This is a genomic window from Rhizobium sp. P32RR-XVIII (assembly GCF_012641395.1).
Taxonomy (GTDB): Bacteria; Pseudomonadota; Alphaproteobacteria; order Rhizobiales; family Rhizobiaceae; genus Rhizobium.
In genome coordinates this window covers 324,928-342,423 of the sequence record NZ_JABAIH010000003.1, presented here as the reverse complement: position 1 = coordinate 342,423, position 17,496 = coordinate 324,928, and the positions used below count along the sequence as shown (strand labels likewise).

Genomic DNA, 17,496 nt, shown 5'->3' with positions numbered 1-17,496 from the left:
CCATGAAGAAAGTCCTGATTGCCAATCGCGGCGAGATCGCGGTGCGCATCATCCGCGCCTGCCGCGACTACGGCTTGCAATCGGTGGCGGTCTATGCCGATCCGGACATGGACGCCCTCTTCTGCAGGCTGGCGGACGAAGCTTACGGGCTCTCCGGCGCGCGACCAATCGAGACCTATCTCGACATCGACAAGTTGATCGATATCGCCAGACGCTCCGGCGCAGATGCGGTGCATCCGGGCTATGGCTTCCTCTCGGAACGGGCGGAGTTCGCCCGCGCCGTCATCGATGCGGGTCTCATCTGGATCGGCCCGGATCCGCTTGTCATCGAGACACTAGGAGACAAGGTCGAAGCCCGACGGATCGCAACCAAGGTCGGCGCTCCCCTGGTTGCCGGCAGCGACGGTCCTGTCGGGACGGCGGCTGAAGTCATTGCTTTTGCCGAAAAGCACGGCTTGCCGGTTGCGATCAAGGCCGCCCACGGCGGCGGCGGGCGCGGCCTGAAGGTCGCATGGAAGATGGACGAGGTGGCTGAGCTCTATGAATCGGCGGTGCGCGAGGCAAAGGCCGCCTTCGGCCGCGGCGAATGCTTCCTCGAACGCTTTCTCGACCGGCCGCGCCACATCGAAGCGCAGGTGATCGCCGACAAGCACGGCAATGTGCTGGTGCTCGGAACCCGCGACTGCTCGCTGCAGCGGCGTAATCAGAAACTTGTCGAGGAGGCCCCTGCCCCTTTCCTCAATGATGCCCAGCGCCGATCGATCCACGACGCGGCAAAGAAGATCTGCGCCGCCGCCGGCTATTCGAGTGCCGGTACGGTTGAATTTCTGCTCGGCATCGACGGCACAATCTCTTTCCTGGAGGTCAACACCCGCCTGCAGGTCGAACACCCGGTCACCGAGGAGACGACGGGCATCGATATTGTCATCGAACAGTTCCGCATTGCCGAGGGCCTGCCGCTCCGGGTAACCGAAACGCCTGCGCCGCGCGGCCATTCGATCGAATTCCGCATCAATGCCGAGGATTCGGGCCGCGGCTTCCTGCCGACGCCCGGCACGATCACCACTTTCGAGGCACCGTCCGGGCCAGGTGTACGCCTCGATAGCGGCGTCGTCGCCGGCTCGACCGTTCCCGGCACCTTCGACTCGCTGATGGCGAAGCTGATCGTGACCGGCGCCACCCGTGAGGAGGCGCTGAAGCGGGCTCGCCGGGCCTTGCAGGAATTCCGCATCGAGGGGGTCGCGACCGTCCTTCCTTTCCATCGCGCGGCAATCGAATCCATCGACTTCACCGACGAGAACGGCTTCAACGTGCACACGCGCTGGATCGAGACCGATTTCACCGCCATGCCCGAAGCGGAGAAGCGTCCGGAGCCGCCGGCCGAGACCTCGCTGATCCGCACCCACGTCGAAATCGACGGCAAACGCCATGAACTCGGTATTCCACCCGCGCTTCTCGCCGGTCTCGGACAGCTCCCTGTTCGAGGCACGGCCACGACTGTTAAAACGGAAGGCGGAGGGAGCGTCACCTCGCCGGTTTCCGGTACGCTGCAGGCCTTCAAGGTCGAGGATGGCGCCGCCGTTGAGGCGGGCGACCTGATAGCGGTCATGGAAGCGATGAAGATGGAAACTCAGGTGATCACTTCGTCCTCAGGAATGATCCGCATCACCGCCAATGTTGGCGATTATCTGCAGGCCGGGACGGAAATCGCCCGCATCGAGGTGCACTGACAGGCGACGGCGCGGCAGGGTGCCGCAAACAGCAATGTCTGTTAGTCGTAGAGATAGGTTGGAAGCCAGAGTGTCATGCCCGGCCAGATATACATGATAATCATGCAGAGAATGACGATCAGCATATAGGGCATCATGCCTGCGAAGATCTGGTTCAGGGTGACGTGCGGTGGCGAGACGCCCTTGAGATAATAGGCCGACATCGCCACCGGCGGCGACAGGAACGCCGCCTGCAAGTTGACGAAGACGAGCACGCCCCAGAGGATCGGATCGATATCGAAGTGCCTGAGCATCGGCAGGAAAATCGGCACGAAGATGATGATGATCTCCGTCCATTCGAGCGGCCAGCCGAGGATGAAGATGATCGCCTGCGACAGGATCATGAACTGCACGGGCGTCATATTGAGCGACAGCACCCACTGCTCGATGAGCGCCTGGCCGCCGAGAATGGCGAAGACGGCGGAGAAGAGTGCCGAGCCGACGAAGAGCCAGCAGACCATGGCAGTGGTCTTCGCCGTGAGGAACACCGCCTCCTTTGTGCGTTTCCAGTTGAGCGTCCGGGCCTGGAACGCCAGCAAGAAAGCGCCAGCGGCACCGACCGCGGCGGACTCGGTGGCCGTCGTGATGCCGAACAGAATGACAGCGAGCACGACGACGGTCAGGATTCCGAGCGGCATGACCGACGAAGCCAGCAGCTTCACCACCTGCAGCCGCTCGGCATTCATATTCCTGTAGTAGCGCACGAGGACCGCCGCCGCGATGACAGCAATGATCCCGAACGTCAGGTAGAAGCTGGTTGACGGCCCGTTTACCACCGCCGGGCCGACATCCGCCGCGGGTCCGCCGAGCTCTTCCAGCCCTTCGGGCACTTCCGCCTCCGCCGAGGCCTGCGGGTGGATGACGACATACCACCAGACGAGAGCCAGGGTGAGCGCCGTCAGCGACAAAGGCACGAGCGCGGCGAAGGCATTCTTGACCAGCTTCCAATAGGTGAGCCGCCCCTCATCCGTCTCGATCGCCATCGCCTTCGATGGTGAGACCAATGCACGGAGAAGCCCGGCGAGCATGTTGTTCGAATAGAGCCCCTGAAAGCTTCTCATCCAGGCGGCCACCGGAACTCTCGTCTGTTCCTCGGGCAAGGCGGGCGCGATCTTCGGATTGATCATCGCCCAGGCGAGAACGTAGACGAGATAGAGAAACGCCAGGAAGAAGCCGGGAAACATTGTGGCGGCATAGAGCTTGACCACCGATTGTCCCGCAACGGCGGCGTAGACGATGATCATCACCGATGGCGGGATCAGAATGCCCAGCGTGCCACCGGCGGTGATCACACCGGAGGCAAGCTTGACGTCATAACCGGCGCGCAGCATCGGGCTCATCGCGATGACGCCCATCAGCACCACGACGGCGCCCACGAGGCCGCTGGCGATACCCCAGAAGGTGCAGATAATCAGCGTCGCTACGGCGAGCGAGGCCGGCACCCGCCGGAACGAAAGCTGGATGCTGTAGAACATCTTGTCGACCAGCGCGCCGCGCTCCATCACGTAGCCCATCAGCACGAAGAGCGGGATCGAGACCAGGACGTCATTGGTCATTGCGCCATAGGTGCGCTGAACCATGAGGTCGAAGACGCGATTGTCGATCCAATGCTCGGCGGGATTGTAGAACGCGTAGAAGCCGAAGACCATGCCGAGCCCCATCAGCGTGAAGGCTGTCGGGAAGCCCATCACGATGACGACCACGATGAGAGCTAGCATCGTCAGTCCGAGGAACGGATCGCTCACGTCTCCATGTCTCCACCCCGGCCTCGTTGCCGAGCCGCCCTGTCGATGTCCTGGGCGCGCTCGATCGCGGCCTCGCGGGTTTCGGCATCTACGTGCTCGCTATGGGCAAGTTGCTCGGCGACGACGTCGATCTCCTCCACATCCTTGAGCCGGGCCGGCCATTCGCCGGTCCTCAGGCAGACGATGCAGCGCGCGATCTCGGCGAGGCCCTGCAGCATAACGAGCGCGCCCGCTATCGGAATGATGGTCTTGAAGTAGTAGATCGGCGGGCCTTCGGCGGTAACGGTCGAATGCTCGCCGATCCGCCAGGACAGCGCGGCATAGTCATAACCGGCATAGATAAGCGCCGCGACGCCCGGCAGGAAGAACAGGATATAAAGGATGAGATCGAGCGTCGCCTGTATTCGGGGCCTGAGCGAGCTGTACAGAAAGTCGCCCCGGACATGGGCGTTTTGCGCTAGCGCATAGGCTCCGGCGAGCATGAACAGGGTGCCGTAAAGCATGTTGGTGGCGTCGAATATCCACGCCGTCGGCATGTTCATGATGTAGCGCTTGAAGACTTCGACGCAGACGAGCGTCATCAGCCCGATGATCAGCCAGGCCGCGGCTTTGCCGACCCATACGCTGATCGCATCGACCCTGATGAGAAACTGCTGAACCTCCACGGCTGCCCCCGAGATAGCCGACTATCTTCGTCAGAGCATCATCGCCGACCGGCGATGACGTTATAGTTCCTTTGCAACGCCGTCCCGGCCGAAGTAATGATCGAAGGCTAACCGGCGGTTGACAAGGGTATCCTGTTCCCATCGTGTGGCCCGTTCTGCAAAGGCGATCTGGGACTCGATGACTTCCTTGAACAGCGGGTTTTCCGCCGCCTTCTTCTTCACGACCTCGTCGTAGACTTCCAGCTGCCTTTTGAGGATCGCTTCCGGCGTTTTGTAGAACTTGACCTTGTCGACCGTTTGCATCTCCGCGTAGTCTTTCGAATAGCGGTCGATCGCTTTCCAGGCCATATCCTGGGAAGCTGCTTCCGAGGCGTTGGAGATGATCGCCTTCATCTGGTCAGGCAACGCATCGTATTTCGCCTTGTTGAACAGCACCTCGAACTGCTCGGCATTCTGGTGAAAGCTTTGCAGCATGCAGATTTTGGAAACGTCCGGGAAACCGAGAGCCCGGTCGGACGAGGCGTTGTTGAACTCGGCTGCATCGAGCAGGCCGCGGTCCAATGCGGCGACGATCTCGCCCCCCGGCAGCGCATTGACTGCGGCACCGAGACCGGTGAACACATCAATGGAAATACCGACAGTGCGGAATTTCAACCCTTGGAGATCCTCCACCTTGGCCACCGGCTTCTTGAACCAGCCAAGCGGCTGTGTCGGCATCGGGCCGTAGAGGAACGAAACGACATTGGCTCCGATCGATTGATAGAGCTTTTGGAGAAGGTCCTTGCCGCCGCCGTATTTGTGCCAGGCGAGCAGCATGTTGGCATCCATGGCAAAGCCCGGACCCGAGCCCCATAGCGCCAGCGCCGCCTGTTTGCCGTAATGGTAAGCGACCACGCCGTGCCCGCCGTCAAGTGTCCCCTGGGAGACAGCGTCGAGCAGGCCGAAAGCGGGCACCACGGCGCCCGCCGGCAGCACCTCTATCTTAAGATCGCCGCCGGTCATGTCAGTGACCTTTTTTGCGAAATCAAGCGCGAATTCGTGAAAGATATCCTTGGATGGCCAGGTGCTCTGCCAGCGCATGCTGACCGCCCCCTGCGCTTTGACGACGGTGGGTGCCGCGATCATCGCCGCACCGGCCATGGCTGCGCCGCTCAGAAACCTGCGACGCGACGTTCTTCCCCTGATCTGGGTTCTGGATTTCATTTCTTCCTCCCAAAAGCATGAGCCTTTTTCGCCCTATGCCGTTTCTGCTGTATCCCCTCATAAGTTTGTGTTTTAGCTTCAGATAATACTCTCCAACGAGCCACAAGCAAGGATTGCTAATATAGTCAATGTTAGGGGTGCAGCACCTTCGCCCCGCGAAGCGTCCTTTCCGGAAAGGCGCCCTCACACACCGTCTCGCGGGCGAACCGATGCTCGAATGAGCGGCGGCCGAGCTCGGTGTATCGAGCCCGCGGACTTTCTGCTCTTTTCGCCGCGGGCCTACTGGCGGATGTTCGAGTCGCACAATGCGGCCCTCTGGCCGTTACACGTTCTCATATTCGCCGTCGGCTTTTTCGTGCTTGCGCTTGGCGTGCGGCGAGAGTCCGCCTCCGGACGCTTTATCGCGCCCTTTGCCGCCGCGATGCTCACGCTCGCCACCCGCATCGGGACAACAATCCATCAGCGTCGATTGACGCCAACCACCTGACTTAGGGCAAAAGGAGCAACTCCGCGGCTTTTCATCGTCATAACATTGCGCATACGCTATTTAATACATGCTCACATACACTTACCACTTGTTAACTGTGTTACAAAAAGAAACTAATAGTTTTAACCCATCATTTGTACTTGCAACCATAGCGTAATTGGTAACCCCGAGCGAGGATAACCATGCGCGTTTTTAGTTCCAGTTCGACGCAATTCTCCGGAAAAGACTTTACACGACGCATTGTATTTCCCATGGCGGGCGTGTTGATCGTGGCGATCATGGTCGTTATCGCGTTTGTCGTGGTTTCCGCAGGCCAGCAAAACGACCTCGAAGTCGAAGCATCGAAGAAACTTGCAACCACTGCCCTCCAGGTAAAAGCGAGAGAGGTTGGCCGCAATCTTCGCGACTATGCGGTCTGGGAAGACGCGTACAAGAACCTTCACGAAAACATCGACCTCGAATGGGCGGCCACGGATGGAAACATCGGTGCCAATATCTATGAGGGCCTCGGCTATGAAATGGCATTCGCTGTCAGCCCGGGCGACAAGACCGTATACGCTGTCATCAACGGCGTGCCGCAGCAGGTGGACGCGTTCAAGATCATGCCGCGCGGCCTTCGCGATCTTCTTCACGTCGCGTCCATTCAGACCGATCCGACGACGAGCGTCATCAAGGCAGGCGATGACATTTTCATCGTTGCCGCCAGTGCATTGCTTCCCCAGTCGATTGACCGCAAGACCGTCAAATCAAAAGATCTGACCATGCTGGTCTTCGCCAAGCGTCTCGACCAGAAGTTTCTCGATCGCATGAGCCAGGACTATCTCCTGTCGGGGCTGGCGATTTCTCCGCAAAAGCCGGAGGGCGCCGAGGCATCCATTCCGCTGATGTCACAAGACCGCGTCTACCTTGGCTCCATCACATGGTCGCCGGCAAAGCCGGGATTCCAACTCCTGCGGTTTATCCTACCGCCGCTCTGCATCTCTCTTGTCGTGCTGGCGGCATTTGCCATGCTGGTCGTACGCAATGCCGGCCGCTCCACGAAGGCGCTTGAAGAATCTGCCAAGACCGTGGAAGCCTATGCCCAAACGCTGAAGGAAAGCGAAGCACGGTTCAAGGACGTGGCGGAGGCCTCCTCAGACTGGATCTGGGAGAGTGACCAGACGCTACGGCTCATCTATTTCTCCACCCGCTTTACCGAGGTGACCGGCCTTTCCGCGGCGAGCGTCCTTGGCAAGACCTTCAAACAGTTCTTCTCCAGCGATGCCGATTCGGATGGATGGATCAGGCTTATCGAGGGAACGAATGACCACACGTCTTTCCGTGACCTGCGTTGCTGCTATCGCGACGCCAATGGCCATACACGCGTTTGCCGGCTGGCCGGCCGCCCTATTCTCGGGCCGAGCGGCGAGTTCCTTGGATTCCGCGGGACCGCCACCGACATCACAGAGGAGGTCGAGGCGCAGGAGCGCGCAACGCATCTTGCGCATCACGACGCGCTCACCGGCCTTCCCAACCGGGTGCTGTTCCGTGAACGGTTGAACCTTGCACTGGCTGCGAATACCGAGCAGACATCCCGGATTTCGATCATCTGCCTGGATCTCGATCATTTCAAGGAAGTGAATGATACGCTCGGCCACGGTGCAGGCGACCTCCTCTTGCAACAGCTCTCGAGCCGTCTCATGGGTTGCGTTCGCATGCATGATACCGTCGCTCGGCTGGGAGGCGACGAGTTCGCCATTATCCAGGTCGGCGTCAATCAGCCGCTGGAAGCCGAAGAACTCAGCCGAAAGCTGATCGAGGTCGTGCGCGCACCGTTTACGATCGAAGGTCAGGATCTGCATATCGGCGTCAGCATCGGTATCGCTATTGCCGATACCACAGACGGCGACCCCGAACGTCTTCTTAAGAATGCTGACATCGCACTCTACCGCGCCAAGCAGGGCGGCCGTGCAACCTACAGGATTTTCGAAGCCCAGATGGATGCCGAACTGCAGGCGCGCAAGGCACTTGAATACGACCTGCGCCAAGCCGTTCTGAAGAACGAACTCGAGGTGCACTACCAGCCGCTGATCGACCTCGAAACGCGCGATGTGGCTGCGGTCGAAGCGCTTGTCCGCTGGCGTCACCCTGCACGGGGTCTCGTCTCTCCGGCCGAATTCATTCCGCTTGCCGAAGAAACCGGGCTCATCGTTTCGATTGGCGAGTGGGTGCTGGAAACGGCCTGTCGCCAGGCTCTTGAATGGGAAGGGATGCGCGTCGCCGTCAACCTGTCTCCCGTGCAGTTCCGAAACAGGGAACTGGTTGAGACCGTCCGTCAGGTGCTTGAGAGAACGGGTCTCGAGCCAGCCCGGCTGGAGCTGGAAATCACCGAAAGCGTCCTGATCAACGATGCCACGGCCGCTCTTGATATTCTGAACGGGTTGAAGGCACTCGGGGTCAAGATTGCGATGGACGATTTCGGGACGGGGTATTCCTCGCTCGGCTATCTGAACTCGTTCCCGTTCGACAAGATCAAGATCGACAAATCCTTCATCGGTGGCATGAGCAACAAAGACAAGTCCGGTGCGATCGTCAAATCGGTCATCAGCCTCGGCCAAAGCTTGAACATGATTACGACCGCGGAAGGTGTCGAGACGCCCGAGCAGGTGGCGTTCCTCAGGGCGGAAGGATGCGACCAGCTTCAAGGCTACTTCTTCAGCAAGCCGGTCACCGCACCAGAACTTGCTGCCTTCATCGAACGGTGGAGTACCGAGAAGACCATCGACGAGATTGCCGCCTAAGACGCAACCAAAAAGCAAATCAAAACAATAAAACAGGGGTTAAACAATGAATTCGCATGCGCTAACGGCGGAAGATCAGACAGGCTTTTCGCCGGGAGAACTTCAGACACAGATCCAAGACGCGCTCCCTTCCCTCGAAAAAGCTCGCCAGTCCGGCGCGCCGCTTCGCAATTTCGAAAGCGTCGATGCGGCCATTGCGGAGCTGAAGCCGACAGAACCTGTCTTCTGCATCTCGCCGGCGAAGCTGCGGGAAGCCGCGGCCAGTTTCCAATCATTCCCGGGCCGTCCGCTCTATGCCGTCAAATGCAATCCCCATCCTTACGTGCTTGAAACGCTTTACCGCGCCGGGATAACGGATTTCGACGTGGCCTCGCTTGACGAGGTGCGGCTGATCGACGGCATGTTCGGCAAGGCCGCCGGCCAATTCTTCAACAATCCGGCAAAGACGCGCCCGGCAATTCGAACCGCCAGCGAGAGGCATGGCATCCGCTTTTATACGGCCGACTGTGTCGAGGAGATCGAAAAGATCATCGATGAGGCCGCCGGTAGCGATGATCTCGTGATTGCCGTCAGGCTCGCGACACGCGGCGCGGAGGCACGCTACGTGCTCTCCACAAAGTTCGGCGCGCAACCGGATGAGGCAGCCCGGATGCTGAGGTTCATTCAGCAGCGCGGCATCAAGGCGGGAATTTCCTTCCATGTCGGCTCTCAATGCCTGGCGCCCGGCGCGTTCGCGAACGCCGTCGAAATGGCCGGCAAGGTCGCACAGAAGGCGGACGTCGCTCTCAGCGTGCTCAACGTCGGTGGCGGCTTCCCTGCCCCCTACCCCGGCGATGATATTGCCGGTCGCGAGCAGTACTTCGGACAGCTCGTGCGCGCCATGCGAAATGTCGGGCTGCCAAGAAGTTGCATCGTCCTCTGCGAACCGGGCCGTTCGCTTGTCGCGACGTCCGGGACAACGATCGTTCAGGTGGTCATGCGCCGCGACCGCAATCTCTTCATCAACGACGGGGTTTTCGGCACCTTGCAGGAGCTCGGCCATCCGAAGGAGCGCAGACCTGTCCGCTTGATCCGAAACGGGATCAGAGCACCGGCGAAAAATGCGGACTTTAAGGTCTGGGGACCTACCTGCGATTCCAACGATGTCCTGGGCGCCCCCTTCAGCCTGCCGGAGGACGTTCGCGAGGGAGACTGGATCGAAGTCGGCATGATGGGCGCCTACAGCCTTTCCATGCGGACGCACTTCAACGGCTTCTTCGCCGATCAGATCGTCTCGCTCGGTTCTTGAAGGGTGTGCGATGAACCTGGCTAAAAACCGGATTGCCGCTTCCGCAATCGGAGCCATGGGGGTCATCCTATGGGCAACCGAGACCACGCTCGTCACCTACACCACGGCGATCCCACCACTGCAGACGGTTGCCATCGCCTTCTTTTTCGCCGCCGCAATGTCGCCCGGCGTCTGGCTTGTCACGCGCAGCCACCCGCTGCTGGCATTTCGTCAGCCGCTGCGTGTGTGGATCCTCACAGTCGGTTCGCTGGTCGGCTATCACGCCTGCATCTACTACGCCACCCAGAAAGCACCGCCTGCGGCGGCCGCTCTCCTTCAAGGCACGACCCCCTTGATGATCGTGCTCGGCTCGGCGTTTCTTCCGGGCGAGCGGCTGCGCTGGTGGCACGTCGTTGGCGCGGTGATGGGGCTGGCGGGCGTTATCAGCCTGATTGATCCTGGCGACCATGCGTCCTTGAGCGACGGCGCGCCATTTTACTTGTCGCTCATCGGTGTCGCTGCGGCATTGTGGGGACTCTATTCCGTGTTGACACGGACGCTACCGGAAGTCCCCTCGTCTGCTCTTGGCCTGTTTTACGCGGCGTCGGCTGTTGTTTCCTTCGTCGCTCATCTCGGTCTTGAGCCTTGGGTGCAGCCGAACACAACTGAATGGCTTGCGATGGCAGCCCTCGGCTGCCTGCCGATGGGCCTTGCGATTTACTTTTGGGACTATGGACTGAAGCGCGGTGATATCCAGGCGCTCGGCGCGTTTTCCTACGTCGAACCGTTTATCGGTGCGCTTCTTGTCGCGCTGTTTACCAGGGCGGTCTTGGACATTTCGCTTCTGTGGGCCGGACTCTTGGTCGTTTGCGGCGCGATCGTCGCCAGCGCAAGCCTTTGGAAGCGCCAGCGGGAATCCGCCGGAGACGTACGTGCGCCTGCAAACGGGACCCGGGGAACAGCCATACTAGACGCGCTGGCGACCGTATCGACGAGGGAAGACCTGAGCTCCGTCAGCAACAGCATCCTGGAGCGGCTGATGGAAATCGGACAGGATTACGCCGATCCGCGCAAGCATGATGTGGAAATCCGGCAGCTCCTCCACGCGCTAAGCCTGTCGATCAGCGTGTGGGATGAATGCGAAAGCGCCGATGCGCGGCAGCTGGACGCTGCCTGAATAATTCAACCAAAACCGCAGTCGATGCGTACGCGGGATCTTCTCCTGCCCGTTCCCCGCACGAGGAGTTCGCCAGAACGCTCGTGGCGAACGAGCATGAACCTATTGCACCGTGAGATGAACCGGAAACACTCGCGTCATGTCGGGCCAGATGCCGAACCTATGCCGCAATTGCCAAACTGCCTGTTCCAGCGCGAGGACAACGGCGGTCATGCTTTCGATCTCGCCGTGAAGATCGAGTGACTCGCCCTCCTCAAGGAGGCCGCTCGCGATCAGCCAGTGCGCATTTACGATCAACTGCTCGGCTCGCTGCAGGATCGCTAGACTTCCAGCGATAACGTCAAACATGCAAGTTCCCTTACTGTCTCTCGCGTTCTGTTAGAGAGAACGCCTAGACTGACCATAGCAATTCGGATCCCGATCTGACTATCGGCCCGTGGGAAGGAACGGATACCGACGAGGAAGGGATAACCTATACGCGGGTCTATGTGCCTTTCGGCGACTCAAAGGTCGGACGACGCGACGGAGGACGTTACGACCACGTCAGGCCGGGGTGCCGGAAGCCGAACCGAGCTGTATTCGATCTTTGCAAGGATCAACGGAGGGTCGGGTTCGGCGGGAGGCAGAAGCCCGCCTTGCGGCCAGACACGCCGTAATTCCTCTTTGGTCATCGCCGCGACGTTCACGTCGATATCGGTCAAGGTGCCCGGCACGCGATACGGACAGCGCCGCTGTGAACAATTGCTCGCAGACGAAAACTGCCAGAGAAAATAGTTTGGCCAGCTTCCAAAAGGGAAGACTTTGCGGATATCAGGCTTGTATCGGGCATACCACAGCGGGAGTCTGGCAAGGACGCTGTAGTCCCGGCGATAGGCGGCGATATAGCGTGCAGTGTCATGGTTGGTGTAGAGGATCGGATAGCGTCCCGTTCTCGCCCGGATGTGGCCGACGAAGATCTGCGCATCCTCGAGCGACATGAACTGATCGGTATCAAGTCCCTCAATATCGAGGATCATCAGATCGTTCGGCCCAGGAGTCGCATATTCGAGGAAGTGGTTCGCCTGATCGACTGGATTACCCGGCCGCCCAAGATGGTAGGCGCCCCATAGCAAGCCGTTTTGGCGGGCAATCATACGACGGCTGTCATAAAGTTCGTGACTCACGGCGTATTTGCGCCACATCGTCTTGCAGTGCGCGAAGGTGTCACCTCGGTGCTCCCCTTCGCAGCTGAAGCTCTCTGGCAAACCGTCCGACGCCTTCGAGATAAACGCCGCGATCCGATTATCCTTGAGCAGTGCCGCCCAATCGATGGCGTTCAGCTCGTAGGCATCAACGACCAACGCATTGGTGGGATTGTTCCAGGGCGATACATCATCCGCCAGCAGGGTCCCTGCTCCCGTGATGAAAGCAAGTAGAGAAAGGCACGACAGAACCGATGCTCGAAGCCCAACCATCGATCCAAAGTAAGACGCCCTCGGTTTATAACATCTTAATAGTCGAATATTCTTAATCGCCCCGCTTGGTCACCTGGTTGAATCCATGAGCGCCGCTATGGCGCCCAGGGACATATTCTGATTGCAAGCGGCCCTGAGTTTGCCGGCCGCTTGCGCCCGCCTCACGTCTCTCTTGCTTATATGTGCCAGTCGGTCCCCCCAGATTGGCTGCTGATCGCCGTCGGTGTGTGATCGAGCGAATAGGCATGAATGTAGTCTATCTTCATCTCTGCCCCGTCGCTAAACCCGGCGCCCGGGGCTCCTGCCGCCCCACCCACTGCCAGGTTTGCAAGCATGTACATCGGCTTGTGCATGTCATCAGGGGTGTCGGCGTGCGCGACGGCGACATCGTCGAAGTACCAGACAATCTGATCCTGATCCCACAGGACACCGTATTTGTGGAAGCCGTCAGTGCTCGCAACCTTGACAGGCGTCGATTCCATCGTGTGCGTGCCGGTCTCGTTGCTGTGAACCGTCACGTTGACGGTGTTCGGGTCCTGCCCCCGCATCTCAACGACGTCCAGTTCCGGCGGCCACGAACCGTCTTCGGGCAGAAGCCAGAACGCCGGCCAGGCACCCTGCTCGGTCGGCATGTCGGCGCGCATTTCGAAGTAGCCGTAGGTCTGAGAGAAAGAAGAATGCGTGTTGATGAGGCCGGACGTATAGTCGTAGCCGTTGATCTGCGATTGGATCGCATCCGACGCCGGAGCCGCCTTTATGGTCAGCACGCCGTCCTTCACGGAAAACGGGTTAACAGACGACGTGGGAGCGTAGGAGGGGTTGATGTACCACTGGAGTTCGCTGTTGCCGTGCAGCGAACTGCCTTTGTCCGGTGCCCACCAGAACTTGGCGTCCCAAACGCCTTGGTCGCCGTTACGCAGCGACAGGCTGTTGAACTCGTCAGCAAAAGTCTGCGTAAGGGCGGATCGGTCAAGCGTCAGCTGAAATTGGTCAGCATGAAGGTCGGCGACCGTCTTGTTGGCAAAAACGAGACTCTCTCCACCACCGAGATCCAGCCGCAGATTGGAGCCTTCCTGCGTCGTGTGGTTCAGGACCTGATCGAAGGTCGAAAGCCCATAGCTGTTCAATCGGACAGTGTCATCGCTGCCGAAATCAACGATCAAATCACTGCCGTTTCCGCGCGTGAATATGAAGGTGTCGGCACCGCCGCCGCCCTTGAGGACATCGTTTCCCGCGCCGCCGTCTATCGTCTGGCTGCCGGAGGCGCCGGAAATGATATTGTCCGCCCCATTGCCGAAGGCGAAGCGGCCATCACCGGTCACGGTCAGATTCTCGACGTTCTCCGGAAGGGTATAGCTCATCCAGGTGCTGACTGTATCGACGCCAGCGTCTGGAGCCTCCACCGCGCGATTGATGCTCGAATACAGATAATAAATGTCATCGCCGGTTCCGCCGTGCATGGTGACGTTTACGGAACTGTCTCCCCAGATCGAGTCGTTGCCGACCGTACCATACAGGTCTGGCCCCGAGCCCGTGGCCGAGTACCAGTGGGTCGATGCACCGCTGTAAAAGAGAGTTTTGCCAACGGCGTTCGTAACCGAGCTTGCCATATAAATCTCCTGGATTTCTGACTGCAATCAATTGACTACGTTTCTAAGAAGTTTGGGTACCTTTCAGTTCGTTTCTCGTTTCAATGTTCGCGGAAAGTCCGCACTAAACCTAACGAATTAGCCTGCCCGGCGGTCGCCTATGTGCCATTTCGGGCTAGAGTGGCCACCTATTGTGGCGATTCTCTGCCAAGCCAGATCACTCCTCCCGGAAAGCTCGCGCCACCTGATCGGTCAAGGGTTTGGTCAAATAGGCAAGAGCCGTGCGAGCTCCGGTCTGGACGAAGGCTTCCACCGGCATGCCAGGGATGGGTACCAGATCGGCCAGTCGCTTCCATTCATTTTCAGGAACCGAAATCCGGACGACGTAATAGGCTGCGCCTGTCTGCTTGTCGGTGGTCACGTCAGCCGCAACCTGCTCCACTACTCCATTGATCTCGGGCGTGCTTCTTTGGTTGAAAGCAGAAAATCGCAGGATGACTTGCTGGCCGACCGAAACCTGATCGATGTCTTGAGGTGAGACGCGAACTTGAGGCGTCAGCATATCGCGAGCGGGCACGATCTGCAGGATGGCCTCGCCGGGCGCGACCACGGCGCCCGTCGCGTGCACCGCCAGTTCATGCACTACGCCTGCCTGAGGCGCTCGGATATCAACGCGCTGCAACTCGTCCTTGGCAGCGGCGAGTCGTTCGGCGAATTCACTGATGTCGCTCTGCGTCTTGCGTAACTGCTCCGATACTTCGCTTCGCTGGTCATCGTCGATCTGGATGATCTGCAATTCCGTTTCGGCCACTTTTCCATTCGTTTCCGCAAGACTTGCGACAAGGCTGCCGAGCTCACCGGTCAAGCGCGCGGACTCGCGCTGGAGCTCATAAAGGCGATTGATCTCCACCATGCCCCGAGCCAACAGACGGTTGACGCTCTCGAGTTCCTTGTCGATCAGCGCCATCTCCGCCTTTTTCCCGGTCTGCTGCGCCATTAGCCCGTCCGCCTCCTGCCGCAACTGCTTGATCCGCTCGCGCAACTGGGCCTTTCTGCTTGTGCGGGATGTCCGGCGATCCTCGAACAAGCGCCGTTCCCCTGCGATGGTGTCACTCGCCGCGTCGGCACTTTCCTGTAACAGGTTAGTGGGAAATTTGATCTCGTCGTCACCATCCTGCTCGGCACGCAGTCTGGCGGCCGTGGCAGACAGTTCGATCAAGCGCTGGGAGATGATGGCAAGGTTCGAGCGCAATTGCGTATCGTCCAGATGGACGAGTATCTGTCCCGCATCGACGCGGCTGCCGTTCTTTACAAAGATTTTTCCGACAGTCCCGCCTTTTTGATGCTGAACGGGCTTCACATAGCTATCGACAACAAGCGTGCCGGTCGCGATGACTGCGCCAGAAAGATAGGTCGTGGCGCCGAGGCCGCCGACCACGCCGACGAGCAGCAGGACCATCGCCAGTGCGATCGTCGTCAGTCGCTTGATCGCTGCCTCGGATGCAGGCGCCGGGTTAACGCTCAATCTCGCCTCCCGCTGCAATGACTGTCAGAGTGCTGTTTCGCGGAGCTGCCGGAATCGTACCTTTTCTAAGAACGTCATCTTTTGGTCCGAAGGCCTGCAACTGCCCGTTTGCGAGCACGAGAACGAGATCGACGGCAGCCAGGGCGCTTGGCCGGTGTGCGATGACAACGGCAATGCCTTTGCGGGCGCGAACACCTGCAATCGCTTGCGTAAGCGCCGCCTCGCCATCGCTGTCGAGGTTCGAGTTCGGTTCATCAAGAACGACCAGGAAAGGATCGCCGTAAAGCGCGCGCGCCAGGCCGATACGCTGGCGCTGACCGGCCGAGAGCATCGAACCGCTCTCACCGATCGACGTGTCGAATCCGTCAGGAAATTGCACGATCATCTCGTAAACCCCTGCTGCCTTTGCAGCAGCGATGATCTTTTCCGATGGCGCGTTGCCGTCGAAACGCGCGATGTTGTCGGCAATGGTGCCGTCGAAAAGCGACACTTCCTGGGGCAGATAGCCGATCGACTGACCGAGCGATGATGGATTCCACTGATCAAGTGATGCCCTATCGAGGCGTACCGCGCCTCCTGCGGGCTGCCACACGCTGACAAGCGCGCGGGCAAGCGACGATTTCCCCGATGCACTCGGCCCAATGATGCCAACGGCATCTCCGGCCTGCGCCTTGAACGAAACGCCGCGCAGGACCATCGTCCGTGTACCGGGGATGGCAAGATGGAGCCCTTCAACGACAAGGTTTGCCGAGGGTGCGGGCAAGTCGACCTGCCGGTCAGTGGCCGGCATCAGGTCGAGAAGCTTCGTTAGTCGGCTCCAGCTTTGCCGGGCAGCGACAAAACCCTTCCACTGTCCGATTGCAAGTTCCACGGGGGCTAGCGCCCTGCTCAAAAGGATGGAACTTGCGATCATGATGCCGGGCGTCGCCTCCTGCCTGACGACAAGGATAGCACCGACTGCCAAGACGCCGGATTGCAACATCATGCGTAGAATTTTCGAGGTGGTCGCGAGGCTGCTCGTGACGTTTGTCGCCGAAATGTGGTTCGCAAGATATCGATTGTTGACGTCAGTCCATCTGGTGGCCAGGAGCGGCCCAAAACCCATCGACAGCGCGGCCTCCGAGTTTCGGCGGGTCGCCTCTGCAAGGTTCAGCCGGCGCGCCGCCAGTTCCGAGGCAATCATTGCGGGGCTGCGGGATTTGACCTCGGCGAGAACCGTGAGACCAACCAGCATGACAGCGCCGGCAAGCGCGGTCACGCCGATCCAGAAATGAAAGAGGAAGCACAGACCGATGTAGAAAAACATCCACGGCATGTCGAACAACGCCGTCGGCCCGGGTCCGGAGAGAAAGCCACGAACCGTATCCAGATCCCGGATCGATTGCAGGCCGTCGCCCGGCATTCGCATGCGGGAAGGCAACAGGATCAAGGAGTTATAAACGTCGTCTCCCAAACGTTCGTCGACCGCCGTGCCGACGCGCACCAGGAGCATCGACCGGATGAGATCGAGCAGCCCCTGAAAGACGAAGAGCGTGGCGGCAATAAGCGCGAGCCCGGCGAGTGTGGGTAGGCTCCGGCTTGGAATCACCCGGTCGTAGACCTGTAGCATGAAGAGCGAACCGGTCAGGGCCAGTATGTTAACGACGCAACTCGTTGCTCCTACACCCAGGAAAACGCGCTTGAGGGAGAATAGCACGGCCAGAAGGAAGGCCTGCGGTGGGCTGGGTCTTGCATCGGGCATGCATACTCCGCAACTAAGCAGCTGCCACAAAGCGGAAGCTTCGCACCGGCTACTCGACATTTCCTCCCATCACTATTGTTAGCATCGGATGTGG

The 17,496-nt window shown here is 59.6% G+C and carries 13 protein-coding genes; 5 read left to right on the top strand and 8 right to left on the bottom strand.

What is annotated here, in order from left to right:
• Window positions 1-2 precede the first annotated feature (2 nt).
• Complete coding sequence (locus HGP14_RS11270) at window positions 3-1,730, top strand: biotin carboxylase N-terminal domain-containing protein (RefSeq protein ID WP_168829925.1); 1,728 nt, start codon at window positions 3-5, stop codon at window positions 1,728-1,730.
• Window positions 1,731-1,771: 41 nt separating this feature from the next.
• Here the strand turns inward: HGP14_RS11270 and HGP14_RS11265 are convergent, their stop codons facing one another.
• Genes HGP14_RS11265 through HGP14_RS11255 form a run of 3 tightly spaced genes read right to left on the bottom strand, consistent with a single transcriptional unit; the run spans window position 1,772 to window position 5,382 of the window.
• Complete coding sequence (locus HGP14_RS11265; RefSeq protein WP_168829924.1) at window positions 1,772-3,514, bottom strand: TRAP transporter large permease subunit; 1,743 nt, start codon at window positions 3,512-3,514, stop codon at window positions 1,772-1,774.
• Window positions 3,511-4,179 carry a TRAP transporter small permease subunit gene (locus tag HGP14_RS11260; protein WP_168829923.1) on the bottom strand — a complete coding sequence of 223 codons (669 nt, stop codon included), beginning with the start codon at window positions 4,177-4,179 and terminating at the stop codon, window positions 3,511-3,513. Before HGP14_RS11260 ends, HGP14_RS11265 begins: the two co-directional genes overlap by 4 nt.
• 60 nt (window positions 4,180-4,239) lie before the next feature.
• Entirely contained in the window at window positions 4,240-5,382 is a 1,143-nt protein-coding gene (locus HGP14_RS11255; protein WP_168829922.1) for a TRAP transporter substrate-binding protein, read from the bottom strand.
• Between the two features lie 217 nt (window positions 5,383-5,599).
• On the opposite strand from HGP14_RS11255, the gene HGP14_RS11250 reads away from it, so the two are divergent.
• The 4 genes from HGP14_RS11250 (at window position 5,600) to HGP14_RS11235 (ending at window position 11,093) form a co-directional block, all read left to right on the top strand.
• Window positions 5,600-5,869 carry a hypothetical protein gene (locus HGP14_RS11250; protein WP_168829644.1) on the top strand — a complete coding sequence of 90 codons (270 nt, stop codon included), beginning with the start codon at window positions 5,600-5,602 and terminating at the stop codon, window positions 5,867-5,869.
• 182 nt (window positions 5,870-6,051) lie between these two features.
• Window positions 6,052-8,649, top strand: coding sequence for an EAL domain-containing protein (locus tag HGP14_RS11245; RefSeq protein WP_168829921.1), 2,598 nt, complete (start codon window positions 6,052-6,054; stop codon window positions 8,647-8,649).
• A 46-nt stretch (window positions 8,650-8,695) separates the two neighbouring features.
• Complete coding sequence (locus tag HGP14_RS11240; RefSeq protein ID WP_168829920.1) at window positions 8,696-9,937, top strand: type III PLP-dependent enzyme; 1,242 nt, start codon at window positions 8,696-8,698, stop codon at window positions 9,935-9,937.
• A 10-nt stretch (window positions 9,938-9,947) separates the two neighbouring features.
• Window positions 9,948-11,093, top strand: a complete 1,146-nt coding sequence (locus HGP14_RS11235; protein WP_168829919.1) for a DMT family transporter — start codon at window positions 9,948-9,950, stop codon at window positions 11,091-11,093.
• A gap of 102 nt (window positions 11,094-11,195) precedes the next feature.
• Here the strand turns inward: HGP14_RS11235 and HGP14_RS11230 are convergent, their stop codons facing one another.
• The 5 genes from HGP14_RS11230 to HGP14_RS11210 form a co-directional block, all read right to left on the bottom strand.
• A complete protein-coding gene (locus HGP14_RS11230) occupies window positions 11,196-11,441 on the bottom strand; it encodes a hypothetical protein (RefSeq protein ID WP_168829918.1) in 246 nt (81 codons plus the stop codon).
• Window positions 11,442-11,596: 155 nt separating this feature from the next.
• A complete protein-coding gene (locus HGP14_RS11225; RefSeq protein WP_168829917.1) occupies window positions 11,597-12,547 on the bottom strand; it encodes a glycoside hydrolase family 25 protein in 951 nt (316 codons plus the stop codon).
• Between the two features lie 176 nt (window positions 12,548-12,723).
• Complete coding sequence (locus tag HGP14_RS11220) at window positions 12,724-14,157, bottom strand: family 16 glycosylhydrolase (protein ID WP_168829916.1); 1,434 nt, start codon at window positions 14,155-14,157, stop codon at window positions 12,724-12,726.
• 196 nt (window positions 14,158-14,353) lie between these two features.
• Entirely contained in the window at window positions 14,354-15,661 is a 1,308-nt protein-coding gene (locus HGP14_RS11215; RefSeq protein WP_168829915.1) for an HlyD family type I secretion periplasmic adaptor subunit, read from the bottom strand.
• Entirely contained in the window at window positions 15,651-17,402 is a 1,752-nt protein-coding gene (locus HGP14_RS11210; RefSeq protein ID WP_168829914.1) for a type I secretion system permease/ATPase, read from the bottom strand. The genes HGP14_RS11215 and HGP14_RS11210 overlap by 11 nt, the downstream gene beginning before the upstream one ends.
• Window positions 17,403-17,496 lie beyond the last annotated feature (94 nt).